The organism is Propionibacterium sp., assembly GCF_047719395.1.
Taxonomy (GTDB): domain Bacteria; phylum Actinomycetota; class Actinomycetes; order Propionibacteriales; family Propionibacteriaceae; genus Propionibacterium.
In genome coordinates this window covers 1-16188 of sequence record NZ_JBDNTB010000005.1, presented here as the reverse complement: position 1 = coordinate 16188, position 16188 = coordinate 1, and the positions used below count along the sequence as shown (strand labels likewise).

The following is a 16188-nucleotide window of genomic DNA, read 5'->3' as shown; positions in this document are numbered from 1 at the left end:
CTCGACTGTGCCTTCCAGGAGCTGATATGGCGACGACGATGCGAGTGGCCCGGCAGATCACCACGCCTGAGCCGGAGTGGACGCGGCGCACCGGCGTCGTGGTGGTCGGTGGCGGCGCTGCAGGCCTCAGCGTGTCGGCCCGGCTGCTGGCCTCCGGGGTGCCCTCGGTGTTGATCAGTCGAGAACGCCTCATCACATCGGCCACCGCCTGGGCAACCTCGCCATTTGACGAGTGGCGCACCCCGCCGGACGTCGAGGCCTTTGTCCGCGAGGGCGCTGGACTGGCCGACCAGACCGCTGCCAAGGATTTCCTCAATGCTGTGCCCCGCGTGCTCGACCAGTTCGACCGCATTGCGGCAGCCATGCCGAGCACCCCTGATCCGCGGCAGGCGGCTGGCATGACGGTGTATCGCACCTTGTCATCGCTGGTTCGCTCCGAGGCCGCCGAGCCCTCGGGCACTCTGGGCATCGACACCGACCGCCGGGCCGTCGATGTGCTGACCGACGAATCCGGCCATGTGGCGGGACTGCGTGTACTCGGCCGCGACGGAGTTGTGGGCGACTACCTGGCGCCCGTCGTGGTGCTGGCCAGTGGCGGTGCCGGCCAGCTGTGGACAGACACCACCACGCCGCGGGCCGCCACCGGCGATGGCCTTGCCATGGCGTTGCGCGCAGGTGCCACCCTGCGAGACCTGGAGTTCGTCTTCTTCACCCCCACCGCGCTCGCCGTCTCGGGCCGGATGGCTCTGCCCGGCGAGCCCCTGGTGGAGCTCGGCTCCACGCTGTGGCGAAACGGCGCGGATCTGGTGGACGGCGACCAGCAGCCGATCTGGTCGGAGTCGCTGCCGCCGCATTCGCCGTGCGAACTGGCTGTCGCGGTGGCCGACGCCCGGGCCGCAAAACATCGCGATATTTATCTGGACACGCGCATTCTCGGCGAGGACGCCTGGGATTCCGATGACTATTTGTCTACCGCCCGGGCCTGCCGAGAGCACGGTGTCGACCCGGCTCATGTGCCGGTGCCCGTCCGGCTGGCCACCCAGACGATGATCGGCGGGATCGCGGTGGATGCCCATGGCGCAACCTCGGTGCCCGGGCTGCGGGCTGCCGGCGAGGCCAGTTGCACGGGAGCGATGGGCGCCGAGGGCCCGGCCAATGTGTCTCTGCTGCAGGCGCTGGTCACCGGTGATGCGGTCGGTGAGGCGCTGGCATCCGGGCAGTTGCCCGCGGCGGGTGAACCTGTGCCGCGCGAACCCGATGGGTGCACCCCGGTGAGCACGCTGCAGGGCATCCACACCGCAGCCGACACCGCCCTCGGCATGGTGCGCGAACACGAGCGGCTGCGCAGCGCCTTCGACTTCCTGTCGCGGCTGCCCGCTGACGATGAGCTCGACGAGCGGAACCTCACGACCACCAATCTTCGCACGGTGGGCGGTGCGATCGCCGCCGCTGCCATCGCCAGGCCAGAAACCCGCGGCTGGCACCGGCGTTCGGATCACCCTGAAGCCAGCGACTCGTGGCGGCGCACCATCAGCATCAGCTGCGATGCCCGTGGTCTGCTCTCCGTGACATCACAGCCCATCGGAGAATGACTGATCCCGGGCGGCCACGGCCGCCCGCCTAACTCAGTCCCCGGGCGGCCACGACCGGTGTCCCGGGGTGAAGCCCGCAGGAGTGCGCGGCCGAACCCGTCCCACCCAGGGGCGAGTCGGTGTCGAAGTCGGTGCTCCACCTGGCAAGACCGGCATCCGAGACATTCTGGAAGGCCGTGGCGATCATCAACTTGATGCGGTTCAGCTGATTCACCTCGGAGGCACCCGGGTCGTAGTCGATCGAGGTGATGTTTGCCTCCGGGTACAGCTCGCGCAGCTGCTTGAACATACCGCGCCCCACCACGTGATTGGGCAGGCAGGCGAACGGCTGGGCGCAGATGATGTTCGGGCACCCGGACTCAATGAGATGCATCATCTCGGCCACCAGCAGCCAGCCCTCGCCGGCCGTGGTACCCAATGAGATCACCTTCTGGGCACGCCTGGCCATCGTCCGGATGTCCTCGGGTGTGTCGAACTTGCCCTTGGCGGCGGCAAGCGCCTTGTTCGCGGTCCTCTGGAAACGCTCGATGTACCACAACGCCATCTTCTTGACGTGGCGTGAGTTCTTGCCGAGCCCGAAGTTGTCCCACTGCCAATCACCGGTGGCCAGGCTCTGCAGGAAGAATCCGAGCAGGCCGGGGAGCACCGCCTCGCAGCCCTCGTCCTCGATGACACCGATGACATTGTTGTTGGCGTCCGGCTGGAATTTCACCAGGATCTCACCGACTACGCCAACTCGCGGTTTACGCGGAATGTCAAGAAGCGGCAGCGCATCGAACTCGGCGACCATGTGGGTGCACAGCCACCCGAAGCTCAACCGGCGCCCCTCGATCTCGGAGCGACTGGGGTGCGCCATGTACTCGCTCACCAGGCTGCTCCAGCGCTCATAGAGAGCCATCGTGGAGCCCTCGTCGCGCTCGTAGGGACGCACCCGCAGCAGCACCTCCTGCAGCAGATCCATCAACACGAGCCCCTGGAAGGCAGAGTGCACGAGCGACCAGGTGAGCTTGAACCCGGGATTGGACTCCAACCCCTGGGCCGACATCGCAAGCACCGGAATGTTCGGATAACCGGCCGACGACAAGCCACGGCGCAGCATGCCGACATAGTTGGTGGCCCGGCACATGCCGCCGGTCTGGGAGATGCCCACCACCGAGTGCTCGGGGTCGGCGTCGCCGTCGACGAACTTGTTGATGAGCTGGCCGATCACCATGATTGCGGGGAAGCAGGCGTCATTGTTGACGTACTTGAGGCCGCATTCGAGGTCCTCGCGGGAGGCATGCTCCAGCACCTGCATGCGGTAGCCGAAGCGCTGGAACAGCGGCTCGATGGCCCGGAAATGCAGCGGCGCCATCTGAGGCACGTAGACGGTGTGGGTGGAGCGCATCTGCTTGGTGTACGCCGGGGTGACGGACGCCGGCACCGTGATCGGCTCATGCCCAGACGAGGCCGCCGCCTGGCCGTCCCCCATATGACCCTCATGGGAAGTATCAACATCTGAGCGGTCGAAGGCCCCAGCCTCCCTGGCCTCGCCAAGACCGGCCGTGTCGACCTCCGCCGACCCGGGCCGTTCCGCGGCAGCCGCCTGCAAGGAGCGCAGCCTGATCTTGGCGGCGCCCAGGTTGGAGACCTCGTCGATCTTCAGCACGGTGTACACATCGTCGCCCTGCTCGAGGATGTCCTGCACCTGGTCGGTGGTCACCGCGTCGAGCCCACAGCCGAACGAGTTCAGCTGCACCAGATTCACATCGGGCATCTCGCGCACCTGGCCTGCAGCCTCGTAGAGGCGGGTGTGGTAGACCCACTGGTCGCGCACCCGAAGCGGTCGCTTGAAACCGGTGGTCTTCATGCCTGCGGTGAGTGCATCCTCGCTGAGCACCACCATGCCGAGCTGGGTGATGGCCTCGGGGATTCCGTGGTTCACCTCGGGGTCCACGTGGTAGGGCCGCCCGGCCAGCACGATGCCGCGCATCGAGTGCTCGCGCATGTACCGCAGCGCCCGATCCCCCTCGGCCTTCACATCGGCATGCACCTTGTCGAGTTCCTCGAAACCGGCCGCCACTGCGGCCTTCGCCTCGACCAGACCGACATGCCAGTCGGCGAAGATCTCCACCAGACGCCGAGCCAGCACGTCGGGCTTGTTGAGGTTGAGGAATGGATCCAGGAAGCGCACTCCCGGCCGGTTCAGGCGCTCCACATTCTTGGCGAGCACCTGCGGATAGAAGGCCACGATGGGGCAGTTGAAGGAGTTGTCAGCCTCCGCGAACTGCCGCTGCTCGTAGCTCACGCACGGCATGAAAATCGTCTCAATGCCGTGGTCGAGCAGCCACTCGATGTGCCCGTGTGCCAACTTGGCGGGGTAACACACGTTTTCAGAGGCGATCGATTCCATACCCGACTCGAACAGCTTGTGGTTCGAGCGCCCCGAGAGCACCACGCTGAAGCCGAGCTTGGTGAGCACGGTGAACCACAGCGGGTAGTCCTCGTACATGCCGAGCGCACGCGGAACACCGATCTGACCGCGGGTGGCCTTCTCCCCCACCAGGCGCCGATAGTTGAAGTAGCGCTTGTACTTGTACTCGTACAGATTCGGCACCTCGGACTTGGCCGGGCGCGGGTCCAGCGAGGCACCGCGTTCGCAGCGATTGCCCGACACATGCCGCGAATCGTCGTCGAAACTGGTGACGGTGAGTTTGCAGCGGTTCTGGCACAGGCGGCACACCCGCTGGCTGCTGCTCCAGCTGAAGTCATCGAGATTGCGCGACATCACTGCCGAGACATCTCCGGGGGCGGCGTGCATCGTGGCGGTGAGCGCGGCACCGTAGGCGCCCATGTGACCGGCGATGGCCGGCCGAGTCACTTCGACGCTGGTCAGCAGTTCGAAGGCGCGCAGCACGGCATCGTTGAGGAAGGTCCCGCCCTGCACCACCACGTGGTCACCGAGTTCCCCGGCGTCGCGCAGCTTCATCACCTTGTAGAGGGCGTTTCGCACCACCGAGTAGGACAGCCCGGCGGAGATGTCGCCGATGCCGGCACCCTCCTTCTGGGCCTGCTTCACCGAGGAGTTCATGAATACCGTGCACCGAGACCCGAGGTCCACTGGCGCATCTGAGGCAGCACCAAGTTGCGCGAACTTGCGCACATCGGTGCCCATGGTTTCGGCAAAGGTCTGCAAGAAGGAGCCGCAACCCGAGGAACAGGCCTCGTTGACGGCGATCGAGTCGACGGCCCCATTGCGAATGCGCAGGAACTTCATGTCCTGCCCGCCGATGTCGACGATGCTGGTCACCTCGGGGCACACGGCGCGGGCGGCACGGTAGTGCGCCATGGTCTCGATCTCACCCTCGTCGGCGTGCAGCGCGGTCTTCACCAAGGCCTCGCCGTAACCGGTGATGCACGTCCGGGCAATGGTGGCGCCCTCGGGCAGTGCGCTGAGCACGGAGCGCGCGATGCCCACGGAAGCGGTCACCGGGTCGCCCTGGTTGGAGCCGTAGCTGGAGTGCACGATGCGGCCCTGCTCGTCGAGCAGCACCGACTTGATGGTGGTGGATCCGGCGTCGATGCCGAGATAGAGCCCGCCGGAGGCCTCCGAGATGTCGGCGGTGGGCACCGGGGTGGCGGCGTGCCGGGTGTCGAACTCGGCGCGCTCGGCCGCGTCCTGGAAGAGCGGACGCATGGTCTTGGACGCCACCGCGATCTGGTTGGCGGAGTCCAGTTCGGCCGCCAGGTGCGGCAGCGACAGCTCGGGGCCGCCTGCCAGGAAAGCCGCACCCATGGCGACATAGAGCTGGCCGGCCTCGGGCGTGACGTACTCATCCACCTTGTCGCCGAGCACCCGCTCGAAGGCGGCGCGCAACTGCGGCAGGAAGTGCAGCGGCCCACCGAGCAGAATGACGCGGCCTCGGATGGGGCGCCCGCAGGCGAGCCCTGCGACGGTCTGTGTGGCAACGGCCTGGAAAACCGAGGCGGCGATGTCGGCGTGAGCCGCACCCTGGTTGAGCAGCGGCTGCACATCGGACTTCGCGAAGACTCCGCAGCGGGAGGCGATCGGGTAGAGATTCTCGTAGTGGGAGGCCAGTTCGTCCATACCCGAGGCGTCGGTGCGCAGCAGCGAGGCCATCTGGTCGATGAAGGCTCCGGTGCCGCCGGCGCAGGTGCCGTTCATGCGCTGCTCGGGGGTGGGGTGCAGGTAGGTGATCTTGGCGTCCTCGCCGCCGAGCTCGATGACGACATCCATGTCGGGGTTCAGTCGCTGGATGGCTGCGGTGGCTGCGATGACTTCCTGGTGGAAGTCGATGCCCATCAGGCGTGCCACGCCGAGCCCGCCCGAACCGGTCATTGCCACCCGGAAGACGTCGTCGGGGAATCGGTCGCGGATGTCGAGCAGGAGCTTCTTCATCTCGCCACGCACATCGGCGTTGTGCCGCCGGTAGTCGCTGAAGACGATCTCCCCGTTGTTCATGACCACGGCTTTCACCGTTGTCGAGCCGACATCAAGACCCAGCTTGAGCACGTCATCGGTCATCGCAGCGACCACCTCCAGGGATCGAGGGTTGAAACGGGACAAAGCAGAATGTCCGTTCTGTTTCTCATCGTAGCTGCGTTTCGGCGTTTCGCGAGTCGGGCGTGAAGTCCATCCGCATGCCGATGCTGCTGGACCAGACGACGCAGGGGGCACACCCACCACGGCCTCGACCCCATCACGGCCTCGACCCCACCACAGGAAATCGCTCCCTGACCGATCCCTCACTCACTCCGTGCCATAATCATCGGGTGCTCCAGCCCCTGCCCATGGTGACAAACGGGGCCGACCTGTCGCTGTTCTGGGTGGTGCTGGCAGCGGTGATCGCTCCACTGATCGCCCGGAACACTCGGACACTGCTGCCTGAGGTGGTGTGCCTGCTCGGTCTGGGCGTGGCCATCGGGCCCTCTGTGCTGGGCCTGGCCAGTCCGGACGGCCTGCCGATGATCAGGCAGCTGGGCCTCGGCCTGTTGTTCCTCGCTGCCGGGTTCGAGATCGACCCGGCAGAGTTGCAGAAACGCCAGCTGCACCGCGCCTCGCTCACCTGGTTGGTGAGCCTCGCGGTTGGTGTGGCCCTCGCGCTGCTCGTGCTGCATCCTGGGTCGTGGCTCAGCGCGACGGCACACGGGATCGCGTTCAGCTCCACAGCCCTGGGCGCGCTGGTGCCGATCCTGCGAGATTCCGGTCTGCTCGACTCGAAGCTGGGACGCGCAGTCCTGGCCCACGGCACGGTCGGCGAGCTCGGCCCGGTGGTGGCGATGGCCCTGCTGCTGTCGGGGAACGGCCCCTGGATCGGGGCGTTGGTTCTCATCGGCTTCGCGCTGCTGACCGTCTTCCTGGCCTGGTCCACGCGCAAACACCAAATGTCCAGGGCCAGGCGCATCGCCGCCCTGCCAAGGGCCGAGGTGGAGCGCCTGCAAGAGTGGTTCGACAAGACCGGCCGGGAAAAGCTCAACGCGATGATTCTGCGCCTGATCATGCTGCTGCTGGTGGGGCTGATGGCTCTGGCAGCGCTCTTCCACATCGACGTGGCGCTGGGCGCATTCATGGCCGGATTGTGCCTCCGCCTGGTCGCAGGCAAGGACACCAAGCCTCTGGACACCCGCATCGGAGTGCTTGCCAACAGCTTCTTCGTGCCGGTGTTCTTCGTGATCAGCGGAATGTCCATCGACCTGGCGGAGGTGGGTGCACACATCTGGATCACGGTGGGCACGCTGGGAGCCGTGCTCCTCACTCGAGGAATACCGGTGTGGTTGGCAGAGCGTTTCACCACCACTGGCTCCGGACTCACCCGGCCGGTACAGCAAGTTCAGCTGGCCCTCTACGCCTCGGCTGGTCTGCCGATCATCGTCGCAGTCACCGAAGTTGCCGTCAACCAGGGGCTGATGGCCAGACCACTGGCGTCATGCCTGGTGGCAGGCGGTGCACTCAGCATGCTGGTGTTCCCGTCGGCCGCGACGCTGCTGGGCAAGCGGGACGAGGCCTGGCAGCCCGTGGCACATCAGGTGAGTGGGACGAGCTCCTGACCTTTGGGGTGCGCACCATCGCCGTCTGAGCCTGGTGGATGTGGAATTGAGCTCTCGAGGAGCCTTCCCAGCCAATCGCTGCACTTCGAACATGACTTCATGATCTGAAGAGATTGTCGACAATCTCAGCTCTCTTGGCCGTACACCCGAGCCCGCCTCTCCGGTAGGGATGCTGATGACTTCTGGGCTCAACTCCACCACCGACGCCTCCAAGCCAACAGATTTCATGATGAAGACTCGCATACTCGCTTGCCATAGCCGTTTCTAGCCGCTTGTAACCGCAGCATTACAGCCCGATTGTGGGCCTGTTTCATCCGTTACAGACTCGTGAACAACTGTCGACAGCCCTGGATGATTGTCGACAGTGTGTCTACATTCTCCATCAAGAGGCTGCGTAACCGAGACCCGAGTTGGCATCTGATCTCAGAACCTCGAACCGGCCGAGGGTAGGCCCCCGGCCGAATTCGCAAGCAAAGGATCCTCATGACATCGACAACACATACGCGATCGTCCAGTATGGGTTTGGTAGCCGCGTCAAGCGTCGCTGGTACGGCCGTGGAATGGTATGACTTCTTCCTCTACGGAACTGCATCGGCTCTGGTTTTCAACCACCTGTTCTTCCCGACCAGCGACCCATTGGTCGGCACGATGCTGGCGCTTGGCACATTCGCCGCCGGCTTCTTGTCGCGTCCGCTCGGCGCCATCTTCTTCGGTCACATGGGTGACAAGCACGGCCGCCGCGCGACGCTGATCACCAGTCTGGTGCTCATGGGCGGAGCAACCCTGCTCATCGCCTTCATCCCGACCTACGCGATGATCGGCATCTTCGCTCCCCTGATCCTGCTCCTCCTCCGGCTCATTCAGGGGTTCGCCCTGGGTGGGGAGTGGAGCGGCGCAGTCCTCCTGGTCGCCGAACACAGCGAAGGAAAGAGCTCGAAGCGTGCCTTCTGGGCATCCTGGCCAAACGTCGGTCCGCCACTCGGCAACCTCATCTCCGCCGGTGTGCTTGCCGTCCTTGCGGTGGCAATGCCGGGATCCGCATTCATGGCGTGGGGATGGCGGATAGCTTTCGCGCTCTCGAGCGTGCTCGTCATCATCGGGCTCCTGCTGCGGCTTTACGTCGAGGAGACACCACTGTTCAAAGACCTTGAGACACACTCCGCACAGGAACAGTCAAAGATCAACAAGGTTCCGCTGATCCCGTTGTTCCGCGACTACTGGCGCCACATTCTCATCGCTATCGGCATGCGGATGGGTGAGAACGCCGGTTTCTATCTCTACTCGCTCTTCATCATCACGTACATGACACAGATTCACCATATGGGTCGAGGCTCGGTGCTCAACGCGGTGATGATCGGACAAGCGGTCGCCATTGTCACCATTCCGCTGTTCGCCCTGCTCGCAGATCGTGTCGGCCGCAAGCCGATCCTGATCGCCGCTTCGATCGCGACCGTCTTCTACGGGTTCGTCTTCTTCTTCCTGCTGAACATGCAGACAATCCCGGCGGTGATCGCCGCTGCGGTCGGTGGATTGTTCATCTTCGGTGTTTACAGTTCATCCATCGGGGCATTCTTCTCTGAGCTGTTTCCCACTCCGGTGCGTTACAGCGGCACGTCGGTTGCCTACAACATCGCTTCCCTCATCGCAGGATCCCTGTCGCCAATCATCGCCCTCGCCCTGTATCGGTCGTTCGGCACCGGCTATGCCATTGCGGTCTACCTGGGATTCATGGCCCTCATCTCGATTGTGGCGATCTCGTGCGCACCCGAGACGAAGGGGCTCACGCTCAAGCAGGTCGATCTGAAGCTCGAGGAGTCGACCCACGAGTTGACCCCGGTTGAGGCCGAAGCCGCCTGACCCAGAACCGACTTGGACACTCGCCCCACACTCGGTTCAGATGCTGCACACACCTGTAGACAGAAGGGTCATCCCATGAGTTCTCTCCCAACGGTCATCCCCTCGACAGCCACAGACATTGCCTATGAATGGCTTCGTAATTTCGTCTCCAAACTGCCGTGGAACGAGGAGGCCAACCTCAGTGAAAATCAAGTGGCAGAGGAATCAGGAACGTCCCGGACTGCGGCTCGCGAGGCCCTCCTGCGTCTCGACGCGATCGGCATCATCCGAAGAGTGCCGAATCGGGGAGCACAAGTACCGGCTCTCTCGATCGCCGATGTCCGCACGATGATGGAGACCAGACTCGTCATCGAGGAATGGGCTGTCCGGAAGTGTGCACTCTCCGGAACCGGGAGCAATGCGCTCACCGCATTGACGAAGCAGCAGAAAGAGGTGTCGGCCGATCCCATCGCCTTCATGAAATTCGATCTCGAATTCCACAAACTGATCGTGCATTCCGCGAACAATCCGACTCTCGAGCGCGTGTACTGCTCACAGAGGGACCAGCAGCTGCGTCTGGGGATCAACGCGCTGAGCCATTCGGTCTCGCGCGCCGAGCAGGTGGTGGAAGAACACAAGACGATCATGCGGTGCATCCTCGCGGGGGATGCCGATGGCGCCGCGCTGGCGACCCGGCGGCACCTCGAATCGACGAATCGAGCGTTCCTCCAGAAGACGCAGGTCGAGGAACCTCTGCTGACCGGTGCGGGGAGCAGGCGTCTTGCCACCACACCGCTCCCCGCGCCGGCCGTGGGGGTGGAACGCACCACGCTTCGCACGGCGCTCGTCCAAGTCGCGAGCCCAGACACCGAGACGAAGGCCGAACGCATCACACGCGTCTCAGGCATGCTCGACGCCCTCAATGACGTTGACCTGGTGGTGCTCCCCGAGCTCTGGAACACAGGATACTTCCACTTCGACCACTACCAGGAGGACGCCGAGCCGCTCAGCGGGCCGACCGTGGCGATGTGCGCAGCATTCGCCCGGTCACACGGCTGCTATGTGCACATGGGAAGTTTCGTCGAGCGCACTGCCGAAGGACTGATTCGGAACACATCAGTGCTTCTCGACCGCGCCGGCAGCATCGCCCACCGCTACAGCAAGATTCATCTCTTCGGCAATGGTTCGGAAGAGACCGAAGTCCTGACGCCTGGCGATGAACTCACCATCGCCCAACTCCCCTTCGCCCGGTTCACCAGCACCACGTGCTTCGACCTGCGCTTCCCCGGACTCTGGGACCAGATCGGAAAACGCGGCGCCGAACTCGTCATCGTTCCCGCGGCGTGGCCCAAGGCAAGACTCGACCACTGGAACATGTTCTCCCAGGTCCGCGCAGCGGAAAGTGAACTCATCCTCGTCGCCTGCAATGCCTCCGGTGTGCAGCGAGGTGAGGAGCTCGGGGGGAACAGCCGGATCATCGGCCCCAACGGCGAGATCGTCGCTACCGCCGGCAGCGGGGAGGAACCGCTCTACGCCTCGATCGATCTTCAACTCATCGACGACCGCCGCAATGCCTTCCCGGTTCTGAACGACCGGCTCACCAACTACGACAATTTGAAAGAAGACTGACGTGAGCACCATTCCACGAGCCGAGCGGAAGAGTACCCCTCAAGGAACCGGCGCACTCTCGTTCCACGTGATCAACACCGGGGACGACATCGCGGTTCCCATCGAAAATGCATTCGTCGCCGGCTACACCGGTCGCGACCCGGAAGCCGTCCAGGCACACATTTCCGAGCTGCAGAAGATCGGGGTCGCCCCGCCGCCCGAAGTGCCGATGTACTACCGGATGGCCCCGTCGCTGTTCAGCACAGCAGATGCCTTCGAATCGAAGACCAGCCATGTGACCTCCGGCGAGGTTGAGCCGCTGTACGTGCTCATCGGCGATGAGTTCTACGTGGGCGTCGGGTCGGATCACACCGACCGCGAACTGGAGACCGTCGACATCGCCGAATCGAAGCTCACCTGCCCCAAGCCGGTGGGCACCGATCTGGTCTCAATGGGAGATGTCAACCAGGTCTCGCTGGATTCCTGCCAGGTGCGCTGCTGGGTGGACGACGTGCTGTACCAATCGGGAACCCTGAACGAAATCCTCTCGCCTGCCGACGCGCTCGGACCACTGCGCGAGAAATTCCCCACCGTCCACACGCTCATTTGTCTGGGGGGCACCGTCCCCTTGCTCAACGGAAAATTCCAACGCGGGACCCGCTGGAAGCTCAGCCTCGAATTCGAGGACGGGCGCTCGATTTCCCACAGTTACTCGATGAAGTAGAAAAGAAGGGCACACAAAATGCGAAGCGGGAAAGAATATCTCGACTCTCTCGATGACGGCAGAACCGTCATCATCGACGGTGAGCCCGTTGAGAATGTGCGTGAGCACCCTGCCTTCAAGGGCCTCACAAGATCAGTGGCCGCGCTGTTCGACATTTCAGCAGATCCCGACAACGGATTCCAGGTCTACAACGAAGAAATCGGCAAAAATGTGAACCGTCTCTTCTATGCCCCGAAGTCTCGGGAAGAACTCACCGAGCGCAGGAAAGTCATTGAGAAGTGGGCGGAGTATTCGCACGGTTGGCTGGGTCGAACCCCTGACCACGTCTCGAGCTTCCTGGCCGGGTTCGCTGCGAGATCGGATCTGTACGGGCAGGAGGACGGGCACGACTACGCGGCCAATGTCCTCACGTATCAGGCTGAGGCAGCAGCCAACGACTGGTACATCACCTACGCGATCGTTCCGCCGCAGATCTCTCGCGCGACGACCGCCTCAGGCTGGGAGGGCGAGTTCCTCCAGGTCGGCGTTGTGAAGGAAACCGAGGAAGGCCTGATCGTCCGGGGCTCGCAGATGCTGGCCACTGCATCACCTGTCACCGACGAGATCCTCGTCACCTGCATCAAGCCGCTCAGCCCGGACGATTCAGATGTGGCCCTCAGCTTCGCGCTGCCGATCGCGACCACGGGGCTCAAGCTCTACTCGCGCCGTCCGTATGCGCCTGCCGCGACCAGTTCGTTCGACTACCCGCTTACCACCCGCTTCGATGAATCCGACTGCCTCGTGGTCTTCGATGACGTCCTCGTCCCCTGGGACCGGGTCTTCATCAATCAGAACGTCGAGAAGACCAAGCTGCAGTTCTTCGACACCCCCGCGCATGTGCTCGGCAACTGGCAGGCACAGATCCGTCTCGCCACGAAGTTGAAGTTCATCGCTGCGGTCGCTCACAAGGCCACCCAGATCAACCAGACGAACCGGATCCCGGGAGTACGCGAGAAGCTCGGAGAACTGGCGGCGCTGGCCACCTCGGTCGAGTCGGCAGTACTCGCCTCCGAGTACACCGCGGAGATCGACAAGTCCGGCACCTGCGTTCCCGGGGCGAAGGCGCTGTACTCGTCGATGGGCCTGCAGTCAGAGGTCTACCCCCGTGTCATCAACATCCTTCGAGACCTGGTGGGTGGTGGTGTGCTGCAACTGCCCTCGAGCGTCAAGGATCTTGAGAGCGATTTCACCAAGGACGATGTCGCCCGATATGTGCAATCGCCGGGGACTCCCAGCACGGAACGCGTCAAGCTGTTCAAACTCGCCTGGGACATTCTCGGCTCTGAATTCGGCGGCCGCCACCAGCAGTACGAGATGTTCTATGCCGGTGCTCCCTTCATCGTCAAGGGCGTCTACGCCTACCAGAACTTCGACTATCCAGCAGCGGTCGCTGATCTGGACGATTTCCTCAACAGCTATGGTCCCGACGGACCGATCTCGGAAGAAGGTTGATGACAATGGGGAAGACAGAACACGAGTTCACCCAGTGGTCCGACTTCGAATTCCAGCCATGTGACCCGCCCATCGACGGACTGAGTGAAGCGATCCTTTCGCGTGATGACGAAACAGGCGCGATTACACGTATCCTCAAATTCGAACCAGGGACGACCACGGCACCGAATGGTGTGCTCACCCATGATTTCTGGGAGGAAGTCTTCATCTTCGAGGGCGAATTCGTCGACGAGCGGCTGCACCAGCAGTTCTTCGCCGGCTCATTCGCGACCCGTCCGCCGGGCATGGAACATGGTCCTTGGTACTCGAAGACCGGCGCGAAAATGTTCGAAGTTCGTTACTACCCGAAGTAGGCGAAAATGAAAACCTTGGCACTTGTCGAGCCCGATGCATTGCACATGCGCAATGCCATGGGGCGGTTCGTGACTGGCGTGGCCGTGGTCACCGCCGCCGGCAGTGAGCACCCCGAGGGAATGACGATCAACTCGATGACCTCGATCACGCTGGATCCGGCGGTCCTGATGATCTCGCTGCACCACCAGACGCGCACCCACGATGCGATCATGGCTTCGGGCAGATTCGGACTGTCGATCCTCGGGGTGAAACAGGAGAGTGTCGCGCGCCGGTTCGCCTCGCACGATGAGGACAAGTTCGCCAACGAGGTGTTCGACCACACCGAATCGGGCATTCCACTCATCGCGCGGGCCCTCGTACAAACCGATTGCACTGTTCTGCAGCATGCGTCGCTGGGAGACCACGAGGTCTTCTTCGGCCATGTGGAAAAACTGCGATATCGCAACGGTGAACCACTGGTGTTCAACGCCGGGCATTTCGGCAGCTACCACGATTTCGGCCACGACGAGATGCACTGGAGATTCTGACTGAAAACCTGAACGGGCCTCGCGGCATGCCTTGGGCATTGCGCTGCGGGGCCCGTTCGCATGTCTGGAGGATTGCGAGAACCCGAGAGGAGGACGACGATGCTGCACTCCGCGTCGTGCGCATGGCCCCAGAGACACGGGTGCACAGGCGTTGGCCCGTCAAGTCACTCACGGCCTGTGCTTGTCCAGGGCTGAAGGCCATGCCCGCACCGCACAGTGCTAGCCTGACGCTTTCGAGCGAAACGTCATCCCCACGGATGTGCTGCGCCCGAGGCGAAGATCGCCACACCGCAAGACGCAGGAGTCGTCGCCGCCTCCTGTGTCCCACACCACAGCTCTGACGTGCCAGTCCATGGGTCACAAAGCATCGTGCTCAGACCTGGTCAGTCAATGTTCATAGCGACTCCCTCTCCAAGAAAGGAATGACGTGTCCACATCTGCCTCCTCAGGCCAGATCCAGCCCGTACCCACCACAACCGATCCTGCAGTGGTGCGCCGCTATGCGCTGGCCGGCGGCATCGGCACCATGCTCGAGCAGTTCGACTTCGCAGCCTACGGCCTGGCCTCCGCGCTGGTGCTGGGAACCGTCTTCTTCCCCAAGGTCGACCCTCTCGCGGGCGCCCTGTACGCGTTCGCGGCCTACGCCGTCGGATTCTTCGCCCGGCCGCTCGGCGGCATCATCTTCTCCCACTTCGGGGAACGCCACGGCCGCAAGTGGGTGCTCGTGGTCACTCTGTTCATCATGGGCTCGGCGACATTCCTCATCGGCTGCCTGCCCGGTTACAACACCATCGGCGTCTTCGCTCCGGCGCTACTCGTGGCGCTGCGGCTCCTGCAGGGCCTCGGCGCGGGTGCCGAACAGGCCGGCGGCGCCACACTGCTCACCGAATCCGCACCGCACGGCAAGCGCGGCCGTCTCGCATCCTTCGTCATGGTCGGCGCCGCAGCCGGCACCGCCTTCGGCACCCTGCTGTTCGCGCTGCTTCAGTTCGTGTTCGGCCAGCAGGCCTTCGTCCACTGGGCATGGCGCATGGTCTTCTGGATGTCCGCAATTGTCACCATCTCCGCGTTCATCATGCGTCGCAAGCTCGACGAGTCGCCGGTCTTCGAAGAGATGAAGCGCAACGCCGAGAACCGCAAGGCTCAGGCTGCGCCGCTGAAGGTTGCCGTGCACAAGGGCTGGCCTCGCATTCTGCAGGTGTTCTTCATGAACTGGGGCCAGAACACCCAGAGCTACATCGTGCAGACCTTCTTCGTCACCTTCGTCACCACGATGGTCTTCCTGCCCGGCACCGCCATGCACTTCCCGAAGGGCACCATCACCAACATCCAGCTCATCGGCGCGCTGTTCGGAATGTTCACCGCCTTCATGTGGGGCAGGGTGTCTGACAAGCTCGGACGCAAGCGCCCCTACCTGGTGGTCGCCGGCCTGTGCGTCGTACTGCCCTTCGTGTACTTCCCGATCATGGAAACCGGCAAGACTTGGCTGGTGCTCATCGCCGTGCTGCTGGGCTACCTCACCGCCGCATATGGGGCTGTGGGCATCCAGATGTCCTTCTTCCCCGAGCTGTTCGGCAGCCGCTACCGCTACGCCGGCATGACCCTGGCCCGCGAGCTGTCAACCCCCATCGGCGGCGGCATCGCACCCTTCGTCTGCACCGCCCTGCTCGCCAGGTTCCACATGTGGCTTCCGCTGGCCATCTACATGGCCGTCGCCGGCATCATCGCCTTCGCCTCAGCATGCACCGTGCCCGAGACCGCCAACCGCGACCTCACCCTGCTCAACGACGCCAAGCCCGGAGAGGCCCAGCTCGTCAAGGCATGATGTAGAACCTGGCATCCTGCTTCTGCTGCTGCCCACTGGGTTGGGTTGCACGGTTTCCGGATGACGCCAGTCGAGGGGGGGGGGCCGGGCAAACCCACCCCCCCCAATTTTGTGCCCCCACCGAGAGTACAACCCCACCCCGGCAGGGGGGGCGAGGGATTGCGGTTGAACCGATCGAGTGTA

Annotated in this window: 10 protein-coding genes; 9 read left to right on the top strand and 1 reads right to left on the bottom strand. The window is 63.6% G+C overall.

Features of this window, described 5'->3' with window-relative positions:
• Nucleotides 1-26 precede the first annotated feature (26 nt).
• A complete protein-coding gene (locus ABF648_RS01445; RefSeq protein WP_415630512.1) occupies nt 27-1592 on the top strand; it encodes an FAD-binding protein in 1566 nt (521 codons plus the stop codon).
• 28 nt (nt 1593-1620) lie between these two features.
• Here the strand turns inward: ABF648_RS01445 and ABF648_RS01440 are convergent, their stop codons facing one another.
• Nucleotides 1621-6117, bottom strand: coding sequence for an acyl-CoA dehydratase activase-related protein (locus tag ABF648_RS01440; protein ID WP_415630511.1), 4497 nt, complete (start codon nt 6115-6117; stop codon nt 1621-1623).
• 266 nt (nt 6118-6383) lie between these two features.
• On the opposite strand from ABF648_RS01440, the gene ABF648_RS01435 reads away from it, so the two are divergent.
• The 8 genes from ABF648_RS01435 (at nt 6384) to ABF648_RS01400 (ending at nt 16005) form a co-directional block, all read left to right on the top strand.
• On the top strand, nt 6384-7640 hold the full coding sequence (locus ABF648_RS01435; protein WP_415630510.1) for a cation:proton antiporter: 1257 nt from the start codon (nt 6384-6386) through the stop codon (nt 7638-7640).
• 483 nt (nt 7641-8123) lie between these two features.
• The gene (locus ABF648_RS01430) at nt 8124-9497 is read left to right on the top strand and encodes an MFS transporter (RefSeq protein ID WP_415630509.1); all 1374 of its coding nucleotides are present in this window, start codon (nt 8124-8126) and stop codon (nt 9495-9497) included.
• A gap of 75 nt (nt 9498-9572) precedes the next feature.
• Nucleotides 9573-11105: a nitrilase-related carbon-nitrogen hydrolase gene (locus tag ABF648_RS01425; protein WP_415630508.1), complete on the top strand. Its 1533-nt coding sequence runs from the start codon at nt 9573-9575 to the stop codon at nt 11103-11105.
• A gap of 1 nt (nt 11106) precedes the next feature.
• Nucleotides 11107-11808 carry a DUF2848 family protein gene (locus ABF648_RS01420; protein WP_415630507.1) on the top strand — a complete coding sequence of 234 codons (702 nt, stop codon included), beginning with the start codon at nt 11107-11109 and terminating at the stop codon, nt 11806-11808.
• An 18-nt stretch (nt 11809-11826) separates the two neighbouring features.
• Nucleotides 11827-13299, top strand: coding sequence for a 4-hydroxyphenylacetate 3-hydroxylase family protein (locus ABF648_RS01415; RefSeq protein ID WP_415630506.1), 1473 nt, complete (start codon nt 11827-11829; stop codon nt 13297-13299).
• A gap of 5 nt (nt 13300-13304) precedes the next feature.
• On the top strand, nt 13305-13652 hold the full coding sequence (locus ABF648_RS01410) for a cupin domain-containing protein (protein WP_415630505.1): 348 nt from the start codon (nt 13305-13307) through the stop codon (nt 13650-13652).
• Nucleotides 13653-13658: 6 nt separating this feature from the next.
• Nucleotides 13659-14180, top strand: coding sequence for a flavin reductase family protein (locus tag ABF648_RS01405; RefSeq protein ID WP_415630504.1), 522 nt, complete (start codon nt 13659-13661; stop codon nt 14178-14180).
• Between the two features lie 427 nt (nt 14181-14607).
• Nucleotides 14608-16005, top strand: a complete 1398-nt coding sequence (locus ABF648_RS01400; protein WP_415630503.1) for an MFS transporter — start codon at nt 14608-14610, stop codon at nt 16003-16005.
• Nucleotides 16006-16188 lie beyond the last annotated feature (183 nt).